The sequence below is a fragment of the Pseudomonas aestuarii genome, assembly GCF_027988105.1.
Taxonomy (GTDB): Bacteria; Pseudomonadota; Gammaproteobacteria; order Pseudomonadales; family Pseudomonadaceae; genus Aquipseudomonas; species Aquipseudomonas aestuarii.
This window is the reverse complement of sequence record NZ_JAQJZJ010000001.1, coordinates 533,362-549,759: the sequence shown is the minus strand read 5'-3', so window position 1 is coordinate 549,759 and position 16,398 is coordinate 533,362. Positions and strand designations below refer to the sequence as shown.

Genomic DNA, 16,398 nt, shown 5'->3' with positions numbered 1-16,398 from the left:
CTCCTCAACGCAATTTCAAGGTGGCAAGGCCGATCAGCACCAGAATCACGGTGATGATCCAGAAACGTACGATGACGCGCGGCTCGGGCCAGCCTTTCAGCTCGAAGTGGTGGTGAATCGGCGCCATGCGGAACACCCGCTTACCGGTCAATTTGAACGAAGCGACCTGGATGATCACCGACAGGGTTTCCATGACGAACACCCCGCCCATGATGAACAGCACCACTTCCTGACGGACGATCACCGCGATGGTGCCAAGGGCCGCGCCCAGCGCCAGCGCGCCGACATCGCCCATGAACACCTGCGCCGGGTAGGTGTTGAACCAGAGGAAACCCAGGCCGGCGCCGACCAGCGCGGCGCAGAACACGATCAGCTCGCCTGCCCCCGGCAGGTAGGGAATGAATAGGTATTCGGCAAACTTCACGTTGCCCGACAGGTAGCAGAAGATCCCCAGGGCGCCGCCGACCATCACGGTGGGCAGGATCGCCAGGCCATCCAGGCCATCGGTCAGGTTGACCGCGTTGCTCGATCCGACGATGACGAAGTAGGTCAGCACCACGAAGCCGAAGCCCAACTGAATGCTGACGTCTTTGAGCAATGGCAGGATCAGGGTGGTTTCTGCCGGGCTCTGCGCAGTCATATATAGGAACAAGGCCGCTGCCAGGCCAAACACCGATTGCCAGAAGTACTTCCAGCGACTCGGTAGGCCGCGCGAATCCTTCTCGATCACCTTGCGGTAGTCATCGACCCAGCCGATCGCGCCGAACAACAGGGTTACCGCGAGCACCACCCACACATAGCGGTTGCTCAGGTCGGCCCAGAGCAGGGTGCTGATGGCGATCGCGGAGAGAATCAGCGCACCGCCCATGGTCGGCGTGCCCTTCTTCGACAGGTGCGATTGCGGCCCGTCGCTCCGTACCGACTGGCCGATCTGGCGGATCTGCAAGGTGCGGATCATCCAGGGGCCCAGCCACAATGACAGCGCCAGCGCGGTCAGCACCCCGAGAATGCCGCGCAGGGTCAGGTACTGAAAGACCGCGAAGCCTTTGTAGAACTGTTGCAGGTACTCCGCCAACAGCAGCAACATTTAGTGATTCTCCCCGGAAGTGCCACAGAGTGCCGCCACGACTTTTTCCATCGCGGCGCTGCGTGAGCCTTTTATTAGAATGGTGGTGTCGCCTTGTTCGTGGCGTAACGCATCGATAAGACTGGCTTGATCGGCGAAATGCCGGCCATCTGCACCGAATGCGGCAACCGCATGCGCCGTCAGCGGGCCAACCGCATAAAGCGCGGCAACCTTGTCCGCCGCATACTGGCCCACCTCGCGGTGAGCTTGCTCGGCCCAGGCGCCCAGCTCGCCCATGTCCCCGAGCACCAGAATGGTGCGACCGGAGAAGCCGGCGAGTATATCAACCGCCGCGCATATCGACGCGGGGTTGGCGTTGTAGCTGTCATCGATCACCCGCACGCCCTTTGCCGCCAACTGCGCTACCGCGCGGCCTTTGACCGGTTGCAGGTTTTCCAGACCATTCTTGATATCGACCAACGGCACGCTCAGGGCCCACGCCGCCGCCGCTGCAGCCAAGGCATTGGCCACATTGTGCTCGCCGAGCAGGTTGAGCTGGATGCGTGCCAAGCCATCGGCGCAATGCAGGGTGAACGCCGAACAACCGCGCGCATCGCGGTCCAGGTCGCTGACATGGAAGTCGGCCGCCGAATCGTGCAAGGCGAAACTGAGGACCCGCTTGTCGCCGGCGCGCTGCTGCCAGAGTGCAAAGGCCGAGTCGTCACGATTGAGCACGGCAACCCCGCCCGCACCGAGCCCTGCGAGGATCTCGCCTTTGGCCTCGACGATTTTTTCCGGCCCGCCAAACTCGCCCACATGGGCGGTGCCGGCGTTGGTGATGATCGCCACATGGGGCTGCGCCAGGCCAACTGTGTAAGCGATTTCGCCGACGCGCGAAGCGCCCAGCTCGATCACCGCTGCCTTGTGCTGCGCGGCCAGTTCCAGCAGGGTCAGCGGCACCCCCAGTTCATTGTTCAGATTGCCGCGGGTGGCCAGCACGGCACAGCCCTGCTCGACGAACGCCGTGCGCAGAATGCTGGCCAGCATTTCCTTGACCGTGGTCTTGCCGCTGGAGCCGGTGACCGCAACCAGCGGGCCGCCATAGGCCTGACGATTCAGGGCGCCGAGCCGGCCAAGCGCCAGGCGCGTATCCGCCACCAGCAACTGGGGCAAAGGCGCGCCCGCCACTTCCCGCTCGACCAGCGCCGCCACCGCCCCCTTGGCCGCGACATCTACCAGATAGTCGTGACCATCGAAGTTCGGTCCGGTCAGCGCGATGAATAGCTGGCCCGGCTGTATCGCCCGGCTGTCGGTGCTGACCGCATCAAAGGCGCAATCTTCACCGATCAGGCGCGCATTCAGCGGCGCGCAGATTTCGCTCAAGCGCAGGGCTTTAAGCATGTCCAACCTCCCATGCAGCCAGGGCCTTGCCAGCTTCGACCAGATCGGAGAATGGCTGGCGCACGCCGTTGATTTCCTGATAGTCCTCATGACCCTTACCCGCCAACACCAGCACATCGGCCGGGTCAGCGGCGGCGATCAACTGGGCAATGGCCTGGCCGCGTCCGTGGATGAACTGCACATGATCGGGCATGGCAAAACCTGCGCGAATATCGCTGAAGATCTGTTCGGGAGCCTCGCCACGCGGGTTGTCGTCGGTGACCAGCACGCCATCGGCGAGACGCTCGACCACGGCGGCCATCAGCGGACGCTTGCCGCGATCCCGGTCACCACCACAGCCGAACAGGCACAGCAGACGACCTTTGACATGCGGGCGCAGAGCTTCGAGTACTTTTTCCAGGGCATCCGGGGTGTGCGCATAATCGACCACCACCAGGGGCTGGCGGGCGCCGCCCAGGCGCTGCATGCGCCCCACTGGTCCCTGCAACTGCGGGAGCACCTTGAGGATTTCGTCGAGCGGATAATCCATGCCCAGCAACGCACCGACCACGGCCAGCAGGTTGCTCAGGTTGAAGCGCCCCAGCAGTGCGCTGCGCACGTTGCCCTCGCCGCGCGGCGTGACCAGCTTGACCCGTACCCCCTGCTCGTCGAACTGGGCGTCACGGCAGTACAGATAGGCCGCGGGATCTTCCAGGCTGTAGCTGATCAGGCGCGAATCATGCTCGGCGCGGGCCAGCTCGCGACCGAATGGGTCATCCAGATTGAGCACCCGGCAACGCAAACCCGGCCAGGCGAACAAGGCCGCCTTGGCCGCGCCATAGGCGTCCATCGAACCGTGATAATCCAGATGATCGCGCGACAGGTTGGTGAACACCGCCACGTCGAACGCCAGCGCGGTGACGCGGCCCTGATGCAAGCCATGGGAGGAGACTTCCATCGCCACCGCGCGGGCACCGGCATTCTTCAGGTCGGCCAGGGTGGCCTGCACGCCGATTGGATCCGGGGTGGTATGCCGACCGAGGGCCAAGGCGTTGTAAAATCCGTTACCCAGGGTGCCGACGATGCCGCAGCGCTCACCCAGCAGATCCAACGCCTGGGCCAACAACTGGCTGACGCTGGTCTTGCCGTTGGTGCCCGTGATGCCAACCAGGTGCAACCTGCGACTCGGTTCACCGTAGAAGCGCCCGGCGATGGCCGACAACTGAGCAGCCAAACCCTTGATCGCCACCAGCTCAGCGCTGCTGGCCGTCATGCTTGAAGCACCCTCGGCCTCATAGGCCACCGCTGCGGCCCCGCGGGCAATCGCATCGGCAATATGCACGCGGCCGTCCTGCTGGCTACCAGGCACGGCAAGGAACAAATCACCGGGGCGCACCTTGCGACTATCCAGGGTCAATTCACGGATCAGCACCGCACCGGCGGCTTCAGGCAACAATTGATTCAGAGGCATGGGCATCAGATGCGCCCTCCCTTGACTGCGTTCACTGCCGTCGCTTGCGATTCGACCGGCGGCGCCAGGTTATCCGGCACGACATTCAGCAGCCGCAGGGCGCCGGCCATGACTTTGCCGAATACCGGCGCGGAGACCAAACCACCGTAGTAACCGCCCTTGCTCGGCTCGTCGATGACGATGGCAACGGCAATCCGCGGATCACTGGCAGGACCGAAGCCGGCAAACAATGAACGGTAGGCATTATCCCGATAACCTCTCGAGTCTTTCGAAACCTTGCGCGCGGTACCGCTCTTGCCCGCGACGTGGTAACCCGGAACCTTGGCCCGGAACACACCACCGGGGGCCTCGATCACTTCCTGGAGCATGCCCTGCATGGTCTTGGCGATGGTTTCAGGGATCACCTGCACGCTGTCCGGCTTACGGTCCATGCGGGTCAGCGACAAGGGCACACTGCGACCACCATTGGCCAGCACCGAGTAGGCGTGCGCCAACTGCACGGCCGTTACCGACAAGCCGTAGCCATAAGACAGGGTGGCGGTTTCGGCTTTGCGCCATTCACGGTAATTGGGCAGATTGCCGACCCGTTCGCCCGGAAAACCGAGACCGGTGTCCTGACCCAGCCCGACCTGCTGCATCACCGCGTAGATGGACTCGCCACCAATATCGAAAGCGATCTTGCTCATGCCGACGTTGCTCGACTTGATCAGAATTTCGGTGAGGTTCAACGGCCCAGTGCTGCGCGAAACATCCCTAATCGTGTACCTGCCAATCCGCAAGGTGCCCGGATACACGTCAACGGTATCGGTCGGTTTCCAGCGGCCGCTGTTCAACGCGGCGCTCATGGAGAACGGCTTCATGGTCGAGCCCGGCTCGAACACGTCGATAATCGCCCGGTTACGCATGGCGGCCGGCTGCATATCGCGGCGGTTATTCGGGTTGTAGGTGGGCTGATTGACCATCGCCAGCACTTCGCCGGTCTTCACATCAATCATCACCAGGCTGCCAGCCTTGGCCCCGAACTCGACCAGGGCATTGCGCAACTCGCGATGCGCCAAGTACTGCAGACGCAGGTCGATCGACAACGCCAACGCTTTACCTGCCTTGGCATTCTGGGCGACCTGAACATCCTTGATCAAACGACCACGGCGGTCCTTGAGTACTTGACGCGTGCCCGGCACGCCGGCCAGCCACTCATCGTATGCCAGTTCCATGCCTTCGCGACCGCGATCGTCGATATCGGTAAAGCCGACCACGTGGGCGGTCACTTCGCCGCCGGGATAAAAACGCCGAAACTCTTCGATGGCGTATACACCCGCCAGCTTCAGGTCGAGAACTCGCTGCCCTTGCTCCGGCGTCAGACCACGCACCAGGTAGAGGAATTCGCGCTCGGCATTGGCCTGCAGGCGCACGGCAAGCGCCTTTGGCTCTTGCCCCAGCGCCGCCGCCAAGGCCGGCCAGCGGGCCTTGTCTGCCTGCAACTCTTTGCCATTGGCCCACAACGTGGTGACCGGGGTACTGACCGCCAACGGCTCGCCATTGCGATCGGTGACCAAACCACGATGCGCAGGAATCGGAATATGCCGCACGCTGCGCGCATCGCCATGGGCCTTGAGGAAGTCATGGTCGAACACATGCAGATCAATGATGCGCCACACAATCGCACCGACCATCAGCGCCAGAAGCAGCAGCACCAAGCGGAAGCGCCAGGGATAAAGTGCCCCCTCGAGCTTGATCATCGGGCCACCATGCGCACTTCGGCGGCGTCGGGCAGACGCATCTTCAGCTGCTCGCGGGCCAGGGTTTCAATACGATTGGGGGCGGTCCAGGTGCTCTGCTCGAGAATCAAACGGCCCCATTCGGCCTGGGCTCTGTCGCGGATGCTCATCTCGGCATACAGCCCATTGAGCAACTGACGATTCCAGTGCGCACAGTAAGAGACCGCCAACGCCGTACCAAGCACGCAAAGGAACAGCACCAGCATCAGCAGGCTGCCCTTTGGCAATGGCTTGGCGAAGACTGCGTTCATCGCATTTTCTCCGCCACACGCATGACGGCGCTACGCGAGCGCGGATTGGCCTTGAGCTCGGCTTCGGACGCGAACTGCGGCTTGCCGATCAGCTTCAAACGGGGCTCGAAGGCCTTGGGGATGATCGGCAGATCGCGCGGGTACTCGTCCCGTTCGCCCTTGGCATGCTTGCGCATGAACTGCTTGACGATGCGGTCCTCGAGGGAGTGAAAGCTGATCACCACCAAGCGGCCACCCACTTCGAGGGTCTCCAGTGCGGCGTCGAGACCACGCTGCAGATCGCCGAGCTCGTTATTGATGTAAATGCGCAGTCCCTGGAACGCGCGGGTCGCCGGATTCTTGCCCTTCTCCCAGGCCGGGTTGGCGACCGTCAGCACCTGGGCCAAGTCGGCGGTGCGCTCAAAGGGTTGCTCGGCACGACGCAACACCACGGCGCGAGCCATGCGCTTGGCGAAACGCTCTTCGCCATACTCCTTGAAGACCCGGGCGATTTCTTCTTCACTGGCACTGGCGATCCACTGCGCCGCACTGACGCCGCGCGAGGGATCCATGCGCATGTCCAGCGGTCCGTCGTTGAGGAAGCTGAAACCGCGCTCGGCATCGTCCAGCTGCGGCGAGGAAACGCCCAGGTCCAGCAGGATTCCGCTGACCTTGCCAACCAGCCCGCGGACAGCAGCTTCCTCGCCAAGTTCCGCAAAACTGCGCTGCACAACGACAAAGCGGCCGTCTTCGGCCGCTAACTCATTCCCCGTGGCGATCGCCAAGGGGTCCTTGTCAAACCCCAGCAAACGCCCATCTGGCCCGAGCCTTTCGAGGATCAACCGGCTATGCCCGCCGCGGCCGAAGGTACCATCCAGGTAACAGCCACCCGCTCGCACGGCCAACCCGTCGACAGCCTCGTCGAGTAGCACAGTAATATGGCGAAAGTTGCTGGTCATAGTCACAGGATCAAGTCACGTAGTTCGTCGGACAGAGCACCCGGCTGCTTGATGGCCGCCAAATCGGCATCGGCGACCGCATTCCAGGCATCTTCGTCCCACAGTTGAAATTTATTCAGTTGGCCGACCAACATCGCGCGTTTATCCAGCCTGGCGTACTCGCGCAGACGCGGCGGCACCAGAAAGCGACCGCTTGCATCCAGCTCGAGGTCAACGGCATTTCCGATCAGTAGACGCTGCAAACGGCGGTTCTCTTCACGGAAGGAGGCCAATTCGCGCAGTTTGTTCTCGATCAGCTCCCACTCAGCCAGTGGGTAGACACAGAGGCAGGGGTCGATGGCATCGATAGTCACGATAAGCTGGCCCGCACAACGCGACACGAGCTCGTCCCGATACCGACTTGGCATCGCGAGCCGCCCTTTGGCGTCGAGACTGATGGCGTTGGCTCCACGAAACACAGCTGCGCTTCCCCTTAAATTAGCTATCCATGCCCAAAAAACCCCACTTCATGCCACTTCTTACCACCTACGCACACTATAGGAATGCCCACACCCCACCGTCAAGGCGCGCCTGGAGGGAAAAACCCTTACAGAACGGCGATTTAGCATACAAAAGAGGAGTAAGAGCAGAGCATTAGGCTGAGTTTTGCGAGGCAATTTGAGCGTGTACAGCTAGCTGCACTTCGAACTTAAAGTGATTTGTTAAGAGTAAGATTTTTTTGGTCTTAGAAAAGCGAAGTAATGAGGGCGTCACGGGTAGAGAGGAAAGGTGGAGAGTCGATCTGTAAGCCGGGTTCTGTCGAGGACAGTCATTCCTCTACGACGTACATCACTGCACGCCTTTAGCAACCTACCCGGTTCCAGCGCGGGCCACGCCAATGGAACCCTATTTGGTCTTGCTCCGAGTGGGGTTTGCCTAGCCACGGACTGTTACCAGCCGCGCGGTGCGCTCTTACCGCACCTTTTCACCCTTACCGGCGCCGAAGCGCTTAGGCGGTTATTTTCTGTGGCACTTTCCGTAGGCTCACGCCTCCCAGGCGTTACCTGGCACTCCGCCCTATGGAGCCCGGACTTTCCTCCCCCGCATTTCGCAGAACGAAACACGGCAGCGACTGTCCGATCGACTCTCCGCCGCCAAGGTTACCGGCACGCGCCCGATAGAACAAGGCTCAAGCGTCCTTCTGCCGCTCCAGCGCCGCCTGATAGAGCAAATTCTTGCGCACTCCAGTGATTTCCGCCGCCAACGCCGCCGCGCGCTTGAGTGGCATTTCCTTGAGCAACAGCTCGAGCACACGCAGCGCTTCGGTGCTGACCGCCGCTTCGCCCTCCGGTGCTTGCCAGCCAGCGACCAAGACCACGCACTCGCCGCGCTGCTGATTGCTGTCAGCCGCCACCCAGGCGCGTAACTCTGCCAATGGCAGGCCCTTGAGCGTCTCGAAGGTCTTGCTGATTTCCCGTGCGAGCAGCGCCGGGCGCTCATCACCGAACACCACCTGCATATCTTCCAGGCACTCGAGGATGCGGTGCGGCGCCTCATAGAAGATCAGCGTGCGCGGCTCTTCCTTTACCTGCTCCAGGCGTGCACGCCGGCCGGCGGTCTTGGCCGGCAGAAATCCTTCGAAAATAAACCGGTCGGAGGGCAAGCCCGCTGCCGACAGCGCCGCAATCAACGCACAGGCTCCCGGCACCGGCACTACGGCAACCCCGGCGGCACGCGCCTGACGCACCAGGTGATAGCCCGGATCGGAAATCAACGGCGTACCGGCGTCGGAAATCAACGCCACGTCCTCACCGGCCAGCAGCCGCGCCAGAAAGCGCCCACCCTGATCGCGCTCATTGTGCTCGTGACAGGCGGCCAGCGGCGTGGCAATCCCGAAATGCTGCATCAGTCGCACGGAGTGGCGGGTGTCCTCGGCGGCGATCAGGGCCACATCACCGAGCACCTTGAGCGCCCGCGCACTGATGTCGTCCAGGTTGCCAATTGGCGTGGCGACCACATACAGGGTGCCAATAGTGGAATTCAACGCACCGGGAGTGATCACAGCGCCAGCCTCTTCAATCGGAAAAGCGCGCATTGTAGCCCGTTTAGAACCTGTTCACGATTTAAGCGAGCGACGGTCAGGCAAGGCAAAAACGGCTGAGGATGCGGAGTCTAGGAGCTGTAGATGAGCAATCCGAAGGCATTTTTAACGCAGCATCACCGAGCGCAGCAAATCGTGAACAGGTTCTTAGCCATCGACATCGCGCCCAAGCCAGGCCTTGGGTACAATTCGCCGTTCATTTGATCAAGTATCAGGAACGCTTACATGATCGCCTGCCTGCGTCCACTCCTCGTTCTCTGCCTTGCTGGCTTGCTTACCGCCTGCGCCAGCCCGCCCTCATCCAGCCTGGGAGAACTGCCGCGCACGCCTCAAGCCAGCATCGAGCAACTGCTGCTGCAGGCCACCGAAAGCGAAGCCGAACCAGCCGCCCTGCTGCGCCTGGCTGCCGCCGACCTGGCTTACCAGCAGAATAATATCGCTCGCGCCGACAGCATCCTCGAACAAGTGCCACTCAACAGCCTGAAACCGGCCCCACAGATCTACGCCAGCACCCTGGCCGCCGAACTGGCCCTGGCGCGCGAAAAACCCAAAGTCGCCTTGAAGGCGCTCAGCCATCCCAGCCTGGAGCACCTGGCAGAACTGCCGGTCGAACAGCAAGTGCGCACCCAACTGGCTCGCGCCAATGCATTGCAAGCCGACGGACAGATCCTTGCCGCGGCGCGCGAACGCGTGTACATCGCCCCACTGCTCAGCGGCGAACCCGCCACCCGCAACCACGAAACCATCTGGAGCCTGGTCTCCAGCCTGCCAAGCGTGCAACTGCAATCCAGCGACGGAGCCGACCTGAGCGGATGGCTAGGCCTGGCTCTGGCCGCCAAGACCCCCGGCACCTTGCAGCAACAGCAAACCGCCATCGATGACTGGCTGGCACAACACCCGCAGCATCCCGCCGCCCTGCAATTGCCGCCCGCACTGCTAAAACTGCAAGAGCTGTCCAGCCAACCCCTGCAGGAAATCGCCCTGCTGCTACCACAAGAAGGCCCGCTTGCAGGCGTAGCGCGCGCCTTGCGCGACGGCTTTCTCTCGGCCCACTATCAGGCTCAGCAGGCCGGGCAAAACCCGCCGAACATCCAGTTCTATGACAGCTCACGCATGGCCTCACTGGATGAGTTCTACCGTCAGGCACAGACCGCCGGCGTGCAACTGGTTATCGGTCCGCTGGAAAAACCACTGGTCAAGCAGCTCAGTGATCGCGAGCAATTACCGATCACCACCCTGGCCCTGAACTACGGCGACCCAGGCCAGGAAGGCCCGGCTCAGCTGTTCCAGTTCGGCCTCGCCGCCGAGGATGAAGCGCGCGAAGCGGCACGCCGCGCCTGGGCCGACGGCATGCGCCGGGCAGCAGCCCTGGTGCCGCGCGGTGATTGGGGCGACCGGGTACTGGATGCTTTCCGGCAGAGCTGGCAAGCCCAGGGCGGCACCCTGATCGCCGCCGAACATGTCGACAAGCCCGTCGAACTGGCGCGGCAAATCGCCGAACTGTTCCAATTGCGCGAAAGCGAAGCACGCACCAAGCACCTGAAGAACACCCTGGGTGTTGCGGTGGCTGCGCAGCCAACACGGCGCCAGGACATCGACTTCATCTTCCTGGCGGCCACCCCGCAGCAAGCGCAGCAGATCAAACCGATCCTGGCCTTCCAATATGCCGGGGATGTGCCCGTCTATGCCACTTCGCATCTGTTTACCGGCAACCACAGCGATGCGCAGTACAACGACCTCAACGGCATCCGCTTTTGCGAAACGCCCTGGCTGCTGAACGTCAACGACCCGGTGCGCCAGCAAGTCGAAAGCCAATGGCCGCAAGCCGGCGGCAGTCTCGGCCGGCTCTACGCCATGGGTGCCGACGCCTACCTCCTGGCACCGCGCCTGGGTCAGCTCAAGGCCTTGCCGGAAACCCGGATCGACGGTCTGTCCGGCAGCCTCAGCCTCAACCCGGCGCAGCGTATCGAACGCCAACTGCCTTGGGCCGAGTTTCGCGACGGTCGCGTCGAGCGCCTGCCCGACAGCCTCAATTGATCGACCACAGCAGCACGCAAAGCAGCGGCAAGGCTGCCGAGGAACTGGCCCGCCTGCATCTGCAGCAACACGGCCTGAAGCTCCTGGCGCAGAACTGGAGCTGCCGCCGCGGCGAGCTTGATCTGGTCATGCTCGACGCCGATACAGTAGTATTCGTCGAAGTCCGCTACCGTCGGCACTCCGCCTGGGGCGGCGCCGTGGAGAGTGTTGATGCGCGCAAGCGCGAGAAGCTCACCAAAGCCGCCATGTACTTTTTGCAGCAGGAATCGCGCTGGGCCAAATACCCGTGCCGGTTCGACGTGATTGCCATAAACGCCGAAGGCAACTCGACTCCCCGGCTGCACTGGATCCAAAACGCCTTTGACACCTGAACCGGCGCCACACTGAAGGTTAAATCTCTGATGGAAATGCAAGACCGTATTCGCCAGCTGTTCCTGGCCAGCATTGAAACCAAGCAACAGGCCCTGGACGTACTGGTTCCGTTCATCGAGCAGGGCAGCATGGCCATGGTTCAGGCGCTGCTCAGCGAGGGCAAGATTCTCACCTGCGGCAACGGCGGATCGGCCGGCGATGCCCAGCACTTCTCCTCCGAACTGCTCAACCGCTTCGAGCGCGAACGTCCTAGCCTGCCGGCCATTGCCCTGACCACCGACAGTTCGACCATCACCTCAATCGCCAACGACTACAGCTACAACGAGATCTTCTCCAAGCAGATCCGCGCGCTCGGCCAGCCGGGCGATGTGCTGCTGGCGATCTCCACCAGCGGCAACTCGGCCAACGTGATCCAGGCCATACAGGCCGCCCATGACCGTGAAATGACCGTGGTCGCCCTCACGGGCCGCGATGGCGGCGGCATGGCCTCACTGCTATTACCGGAAGATGTGGAAATTCGCGTACCGTCGAAGATCACCGCGCGCATTCAGGAAGTTCACCTGCTGGTGATCCACTGCCTGTGTGACTTGATCGACCGCCAACTGTTTGGGAGTGAAGAATGACCCGTTCACCACTGATCCTTGCCGGGCTGCTGTGCAGCCTGATCCTTGCCGGCTGCGGCAGCCGCAGTATCGGCAACAAAATCGACGACCAGTTCATCGCCCCGCAAGTCAGCGCCAATATCGCCCGCGCTCACGTCGACCTGACCGACCCGACTTCGCACATCGTGGTCACCAGTTACAACGGCGTGGTGCTGCTGGCCGGCCAGACGCCACGCAGCGAACTGAAAAACACTGCCGAACAGGCGGCACGCAAGGTTCAGGACGTCACCAAGGTGCATAACGAGCTGCAGGTAATGCAACCGACCTCACTGCTCGCGCGCAGCAACGACACGCTATTGACCACCAAGATCAAGGCCCAGATGGTCGCCGACGCCACCGTACCGGGCTCGCGGATCAAGGTGGTTACCGAGAACGGCATCGTCTACCTGCTGGGCCTGGTTTCACGCCAGGAAGCCAATCGGGCGACCGGCCTGGCGCAGGGCACCTCCGGCGTACAGAAGATCGTCAAGCTGTTCCAATACACCGACTGACCTTTCTCCGCACACAAAAAAAGGCGATCCAGTGGATCGCCTTTTTTGTTTACTTGACTACCTTCAGACTGGGCCGCCCACTGGGGCGCGGCGGCTCGTCATCTGGCGGCCCCTGATCACCCGGGCCATCGCCTTCGTCATCATCCGGCACTGGCGGCTCCAGATCGAAGACCATGCCCTGACCATTCTCGCGCGCATAAATTGCCAGTATGGCCGCAGCCGGGACATAGAGGCTGTGCGGCGTCCCGCCGAAGCGCCCCTCGAAGCTCACCGCCTCATTATCCATATGCAGATGACGCACGGCACTGGGCGAGACGTTAAGCACGATCTGCCCATCACTGGCGAAGCCTGGCGGCACTTGCACACCAGGAAATTCGGCATTGACCAACAAATGTGGCGTGCAATCGTTGTCGACGATCCACTCGTAAAGTGCACGAACCAGGTAAGGACGACTGGAGTTCATCAAAGCCTCCTCAGCTTCAGCGCATATCGCGCTCAACGGGGGAAAGACTGACCTGAAAGGCCTCGCGGGCAAACTGACGGTCCATATAATCGAGCAGCGGCTTGGCCGGCTTGGCCAACTCGATACCCAGCACCGGCAGGCGCCAGAGCAGCGGCAGCAAACAACAATCTACCAGGCTCATCTCATCACTGAGAAAGTAGGCCTTGTCGGCGAACAGCGGCGAAACGCCGGTGAGGCTCTCGCGGAGCTCCTTGCGGGCCTGCACGCGAGCCGGCTCCTTGCTGCGCGGATCGAGGATCAGGTCGACCTGAGCGCACCAATCACGCTGAATACGATGAATCAGCAGGCGGCTATTGGCCCGCGCCACCGGATATACCGGCAACAACGGTGGATGCGGATAGCGCTCATCCAGATATTCCATCACCACTGTCGACTCGTACAACGCCAAATCACGGTCGACCAGGGTCGGCAAGCTGGCATAGGGGTTCACCTCCAGCAGCCTTGCCGGATAGCGGCCCTTTTCGACACTGATGATCTCGGCGCTGACACCCTTCTCGGCGAGCACAATGCGTACGCGGTGGGAATAGTGGTCGGCGGGGTCGGAGTAGCAGGCTAACCGGTTGGTCACGCTCATGGCGGTCCTCCTCGCTTATATAGGTTATTGGAAGCAGAAAAGACTGCGCGCCCAAAGGGGCGCGCAGGACAACAGTGAAGCGACAAGAAGTTAATGCACGTCCTTCCAGTACTCACGCTTGAGCAGGTAAGCGAAGACGAAGAAGAAGGCCAGATACAGCAGCACATAGGCACCGATACGCTGACTTTCCAGCTTCACCGGATTCGCCGAGTAAGCCAGGAAGGTCACCAGATTCTTGATCTTGGTGTCGAACTCCTCTTCGCTCAGGGCACCGCTTTTCGGCTCGATGACCAACTGATCGCAGGCCTCATGCGTTATTGGGGTGCCCGACAACGGATCGAACTGCTTCTTGCCATGCTCGACCACCTGAACCTGCTTGCAACCTATGTATTGACGCCCCTGCAGGGAGGCCAGCACGTTGGGCATACCGACGTTCGGGAACACCTCGTTATTGACGCCCAGAGGTCGGCTCGGATCCTCGTAGAAGGTACGCAGGTAGGTATACAGCCAGTCGGTGCCACGCACGCGAGCGACCAGAGTCAGATCTGGAGGCGCCGCCCCGAACCAGGCCTTGGCATCTTCGACCTGCATGCCGATCTTCATATGGTCGCCAATCTTGGCGCCAGTGAAAATCAGGTTCTCCTGCATCAATTCATGCGGGATACCCAGGTCATCGGCCACCCGCTCATAGCGCTGAAACTTGGCGCTATGACAGCCCATGCAGTAGTTGGCGAAGGTACGCGCACCATCCTGCATGCCGGCCTTATCGGTCAGGTCGATATCCACTTCGTCCAGATGCACGCCCGCTTCATTAGCAAAGGCGAAGACTGGCAGCGCAGCAATAACAAACGCAGCAAATAGCTTTTTCATCAGCCCGTCACCCTTTCCGGAACCGGTTTGGTCTTCTCCATCCTGGTGTAGAACGGCATCAGGATGAAGTACGCGAAGTACAGGAAGGTACACACCTGCGACAGCAGGGTGCGGCCCGGAGTCGGCGCCAGTACGCCCAGCACGCCCAGAATCACGAAGGACACGCAGAACACCAGCAGCCAGATCTTGCTCAGCCAGCCCTTGTAACGCATCGACTTGACCGGACTACGATCCAGCCACGGCAGCACGAACAGCACGGCAATGGCGCCCCCCATGGCGATGACCCCCATCAGCTTGTCGGGGATCGCACGCAAGATCGCGTAGAACGGCGTGAAGTACCAGACAGGGGCAATGTGGGCTGGCGTCTTGAACGAGTTGGCCACCTCGAAGTTGGGCTTCTCGAGGAAGTAACCGCCCATTTCCGGGAAGAAGAACACGATGAAGCAGAAGACAAACAGGAACACCACCACGCCGACGATGTCTTTCACGGTGTAGTAGGGATGGAAAGGGATGCCATCCAGCGGTATCCCGTTCGCGTCTTTCTTCTTCTTGATTTCAACGCCATCGGGGTTGTTCGAACCGACTTCGTGCAATGCCAGGATGTGCAGAACCACCAGACCGAGGATCACGATCGGCAGCGCAACCACGTGCAGGGCGAAGAAGCGGTTGAGGGTGATCCCGGAGATCAGATAGTCACCGCGAATCCACTGGGTCAGGTCCGCGCCGATGACCGGAATGGCACCAAACAGCGAGATGATCACCTGGGCGCCCCAGTAGGACATCTGCCCCCACGGCAGCAGGTAACCCATGAAGGCTTCCGCCATCAGCATCAGGTAGATCAGCATGCCGAAGATCCACACCAGCTCGCGTGGCTTCTGGTAGGAGCCATAGAGCAGACCGCGGAACATGTGCAGGTAGACAACCACGAAGAATGCCGAAGCACCGGTGGAGTGCAGGTAGCGCAGAATCCAGCCGTACTCGACGTCACGCATGATGTACTCGACCGAGGCAAACGCCTCTTCAGCCGAGGGTGTGTAACTCATGGTCAGCCAGACGCCGGTGACGATCTGATTGACCAGCACCAGCAATGCCAGGGAGCCGAAAAAATAGAAGAAGTTGAAGTTCTTCGGTGCGTAATACTTGCTCAGATGCTCTTCCCACATCTTGGTCGCCGGGAAGCGCGCATCCACCCATTCCATGAACTTACTCATCATGCTTGCTCCTGATCCACACCGATGATGATCACATCATCCGTCTCGTACGTGTGCGGCGGCACCGGCAGGTTCAAGGGCGCAGGCTGCGCTTTGTAGACCCGGCCAGCGAGGTCATAGCGAGAACCGTGGCAAGGGCAGAAATATCCCCCCAACCACTCGCTCCCGAGGTCGGCAGGCGCCACTTCCGGACGGAAGGACGGCGAGCAGCCCAGGTGGGTGCACAACCCAACCAGCAGCAGCAACTCCGGCTTGATCGAACGGGTTTTCGGATCGACATAGCTCGGTTGCACGGAACTCTGCGAATCACTATCGGCCAGTTGTGGTTCGAGCTTTATCAGGTTGCTGAGAATTTCCTCGGTACGGCGCACGATAAAAACCGGCTGCCCCCGCCACTCGGCAACCATTTGCTGGCCAGGCTCGATCTTGCCAACGTTCACCTTCACAGGTGCACCGGCAGCTTTAGCCTTGGCGCTCGGGAACCATGACCCCACGAACGGGACCGCGGCACCCACCGCTCCAGCAGCACCCACCACAGAGGTGGCCGCCACCAAGAAGCGACGCCGGCCTGCATTCACGCCGTCATTGCTCATTCAGTCGTCTCCCATCAGCTTTGTGGCCTGTTGTCAGGCCTCTACTAGGTAAAAATCGAGTCGCGCAAAAAATCCGCCAAATGGTAAAGAAAAGCCCCTTT

The 16,398-nt window shown here is 61.3% G+C and carries 17 protein-coding genes and 1 other RNA gene; 4 read left to right on the top strand and 14 right to left on the bottom strand.

Annotated elements, in window-relative coordinates; all coding sequences use genetic code 11:
- Positions 1 to 4: 4 nt before the first annotated feature.
- From mraY to rsmI, 9 genes are all read right to left on the bottom strand, one after another.
- Positions 5 to 1,087 carry a phospho-N-acetylmuramoyl-pentapeptide-transferase gene (gene mraY / locus PH586_RS02505; protein WP_271346183.1) on the bottom strand — a complete coding sequence of 361 codons (1,083 nt, stop codon included), beginning with the start codon at positions 1,085 to 1,087 and terminating at the stop codon, positions 5 to 7.
- The gene (locus tag PH586_RS02500) at positions 1,088 to 2,467 is read right to left on the bottom strand and encodes a UDP-N-acetylmuramoyl-tripeptide--D-alanyl-D-alanine ligase (protein WP_271346182.1); all 1,380 of its coding nucleotides are present in this window, start codon (positions 2,465 to 2,467) and stop codon (positions 1,088 to 1,090) included.
- Positions 2,460 to 3,923 carry a UDP-N-acetylmuramoyl-L-alanyl-D-glutamate--2,6-diaminopimelate ligase gene (locus PH586_RS02495; RefSeq protein ID WP_271346181.1) on the bottom strand — a complete coding sequence of 488 codons (1,464 nt, stop codon included), beginning with the start codon at positions 3,921 to 3,923 and terminating at the stop codon, positions 2,460 to 2,462. Before PH586_RS02495 ends, PH586_RS02500 begins: the two co-directional genes overlap by 8 nt.
- A complete protein-coding gene (locus tag PH586_RS02490) occupies positions 3,923 to 5,653 on the bottom strand; it encodes a peptidoglycan D,D-transpeptidase FtsI family protein (protein WP_271346454.1) in 1,731 nt (576 codons plus the stop codon). Before PH586_RS02490 ends, PH586_RS02495 begins: the two co-directional genes overlap by 1 nt.
- Positions 5,653 to 5,946 carry a cell division protein FtsL gene (gene ftsL, locus PH586_RS02485; protein ID WP_271346180.1) on the bottom strand — a complete coding sequence of 98 codons (294 nt, stop codon included), beginning with the start codon at positions 5,944 to 5,946 and terminating at the stop codon, positions 5,653 to 5,655. Before ftsL ends, PH586_RS02490 begins: the two co-directional genes overlap by 1 nt.
- The gene (gene rsmH, locus PH586_RS02480) at positions 5,943 to 6,884 is read right to left on the bottom strand and encodes a 16S rRNA (cytosine(1402)-N(4))-methyltransferase RsmH (protein ID WP_271346179.1); all 942 of its coding nucleotides are present in this window, start codon (positions 6,882 to 6,884) and stop codon (positions 5,943 to 5,945) included. The genes ftsL and rsmH overlap by 4 nt, the downstream gene beginning before the upstream one ends.
- A 2-nt stretch (positions 6,885 to 6,886) precedes the next feature.
- Entirely contained in the window at positions 6,887 to 7,342 is a 456-nt protein-coding gene (gene mraZ / locus PH586_RS02475) for a division/cell wall cluster transcriptional repressor MraZ (RefSeq protein WP_090447645.1), read from the bottom strand.
- Positions 7,343 to 7,652: 310 nt separating this feature from the next.
- An RNA gene (gene rnpB, locus PH586_RS02470) (RNase P RNA component class A) lies at positions 7,653 to 8,011 on the bottom strand.
- 41 nt (positions 8,012 to 8,052) lie between these two features.
- On the bottom strand, positions 8,053 to 8,958 hold the full coding sequence (gene rsmI / locus PH586_RS02465; protein WP_408636733.1) for a 16S rRNA (cytidine(1402)-2'-O)-methyltransferase: 906 nt from the start codon (positions 8,956 to 8,958) through the stop codon (positions 8,053 to 8,055).
- A gap of 231 nt (positions 8,959 to 9,189) precedes the next feature.
- On the opposite strand from rsmI, the gene PH586_RS02460 reads away from it, so the two are divergent.
- The 4 genes from PH586_RS02460 to PH586_RS02445 are packed head-to-tail and all read left to right on the top strand — an operon-like array spanning position 9,190 to position 12,526.
- Complete coding sequence (locus PH586_RS02460; protein ID WP_271346178.1) at positions 9,190 to 11,001, top strand: penicillin-binding protein activator; 1,812 nt, start codon at positions 9,190 to 9,192, stop codon at positions 10,999 to 11,001.
- Positions 10,998 to 11,372, top strand: coding sequence for a YraN family protein (locus tag PH586_RS02455; RefSeq protein WP_271346177.1), 375 nt, complete (start codon positions 10,998 to 11,000; stop codon positions 11,370 to 11,372). The genes PH586_RS02460 and PH586_RS02455 overlap by 4 nt, the downstream gene beginning before the upstream one ends.
- Positions 11,373 to 11,402: 30 nt before the next feature.
- Positions 11,403 to 11,996 carry a phosphoheptose isomerase gene (locus PH586_RS02450; RefSeq protein WP_271346176.1) on the top strand — a complete coding sequence of 198 codons (594 nt, stop codon included), beginning with the start codon at positions 11,403 to 11,405 and terminating at the stop codon, positions 11,994 to 11,996.
- Entirely contained in the window at positions 11,993 to 12,526 is a 534-nt protein-coding gene (locus tag PH586_RS02445; RefSeq protein ID WP_271346175.1) for a BON domain-containing protein, read from the top strand. Before PH586_RS02450 ends, PH586_RS02445 begins: the two co-directional genes overlap by 4 nt.
- Positions 12,527 to 12,575: 49 nt before the next feature.
- On the opposite strand, the gene PH586_RS02440 is transcribed toward PH586_RS02445, so the two are convergent.
- The 5 genes from PH586_RS02440 to petA all read right to left on the bottom strand — a co-directional run bounded on the left by PH586_RS02440 (position 12,576) and on the right by petA (position 16,297).
- Positions 12,576 to 12,989, bottom strand: a complete 414-nt coding sequence (locus PH586_RS02440; RefSeq protein ID WP_271346174.1) for a ClpXP protease specificity-enhancing factor — start codon at positions 12,987 to 12,989, stop codon at positions 12,576 to 12,578.
- Positions 12,990 to 13,005: 16 nt separating this feature from the next.
- Positions 13,006 to 13,623 carry a glutathione S-transferase N-terminal domain-containing protein gene (locus tag PH586_RS02435; protein ID WP_271346173.1) on the bottom strand — a complete coding sequence of 206 codons (618 nt, stop codon included), beginning with the start codon at positions 13,621 to 13,623 and terminating at the stop codon, positions 13,006 to 13,008.
- Between the two features lie 90 nt (positions 13,624 to 13,713).
- Positions 13,714 to 14,493, bottom strand: a complete 780-nt coding sequence (locus tag PH586_RS02430) for a cytochrome c1 (protein WP_271346172.1) — start codon at positions 14,491 to 14,493, stop codon at positions 13,714 to 13,716.
- Complete coding sequence (locus PH586_RS02425; RefSeq protein ID WP_271346452.1) at positions 14,493 to 15,704, bottom strand: cytochrome b; 1,212 nt, start codon at positions 15,702 to 15,704, stop codon at positions 14,493 to 14,495. The genes PH586_RS02430 and PH586_RS02425 overlap by 1 nt, the downstream gene beginning before the upstream one ends.
- Positions 15,704 to 16,297: a ubiquinol-cytochrome c reductase iron-sulfur subunit gene (gene petA, locus PH586_RS02420; RefSeq protein WP_271346171.1), complete on the bottom strand. Its 594-nt coding sequence runs from the start codon at positions 16,295 to 16,297 to the stop codon at positions 15,704 to 15,706. Before petA ends, PH586_RS02425 begins: the two co-directional genes overlap by 1 nt.
- Positions 16,298 to 16,398: the final 101 nt, after the last annotated feature.

Bases quoted from the DNA above. Each gene is read 5' to 3' on its own strand.
- rsmH (WP_271346179.1), bottom strand. From the start codon at position 6,884: ATGACCAGCAACTTTCGCCATATTACTGTGCTACTCGACGAGGCTGTC.
- PH586_RS02425 (WP_271346452.1), bottom strand. From the start codon at position 15,704: ATGAGTAAGTTCATGGAATGGGTGGATGCGCGCTTCCCGGCGACCAAG.
- PH586_RS02445 (WP_271346175.1), top strand. From the start codon at position 11,993: ATGACCCGTTCACCACTGATCCTTGCCGGGCTGCTGTGCAGCCTGATC.
- mraY (WP_271346183.1), bottom strand. From the start codon at position 1,087: ATGTTGCTGCTGTTGGCGGAGTACCTGCAACAGTTCTACAAAGGCTTC.
- petA (WP_271346171.1), bottom strand. From the start codon at position 16,297: ATGAGCAATGACGGCGTGAATGCAGGCCGGCGTCGCTTCTTGGTGGCG.
- PH586_RS02435 (WP_271346173.1), bottom strand. From the start codon at position 13,623: ATGAGCGTGACCAACCGGTTAGCCTGCTACTCCGACCCCGCCGACCAC.
- PH586_RS02440 (WP_271346174.1), bottom strand. From the start codon at position 12,989: ATGAACTCCAGTCGTCCTTACCTGGTTCGTGCACTTTACGAGTGGATC.
- PH586_RS02460 (WP_271346178.1), top strand. From the start codon at position 9,190: ATGATCGCCTGCCTGCGTCCACTCCTCGTTCTCTGCCTTGCTGGCTTG.
- PH586_RS02430 (WP_271346172.1), bottom strand. From the start codon at position 14,493: ATGAAAAAGCTATTTGCTGCGTTTGTTATTGCTGCGCTGCCAGTCTTC.
- PH586_RS02450 (WP_271346176.1), top strand. From the start codon at position 11,403: ATGGAAATGCAAGACCGTATTCGCCAGCTGTTCCTGGCCAGCATTGAA.
- rsmI (WP_408636733.1), bottom strand. From the start codon at position 8,958: ATGCGCGCTTTTCCGATTGAAGAGGCTGGCGCTGTGATCACTCCCGGT.
- PH586_RS02500 (WP_271346182.1), bottom strand. From the start codon at position 2,467: ATGCTTAAAGCCCTGCGCTTGAGCGAAATCTGCGCGCCGCTGAATGCG.
- PH586_RS02495 (WP_271346181.1), bottom strand. From the start codon at position 3,923: ATGCCCATGCCTCTGAATCAATTGTTGCCTGAAGCCGCCGGTGCGGTG.
- ftsL (WP_271346180.1), bottom strand. From the start codon at position 5,946: ATGAACGCAGTCTTCGCCAAGCCATTGCCAAAGGGCAGCCTGCTGATG.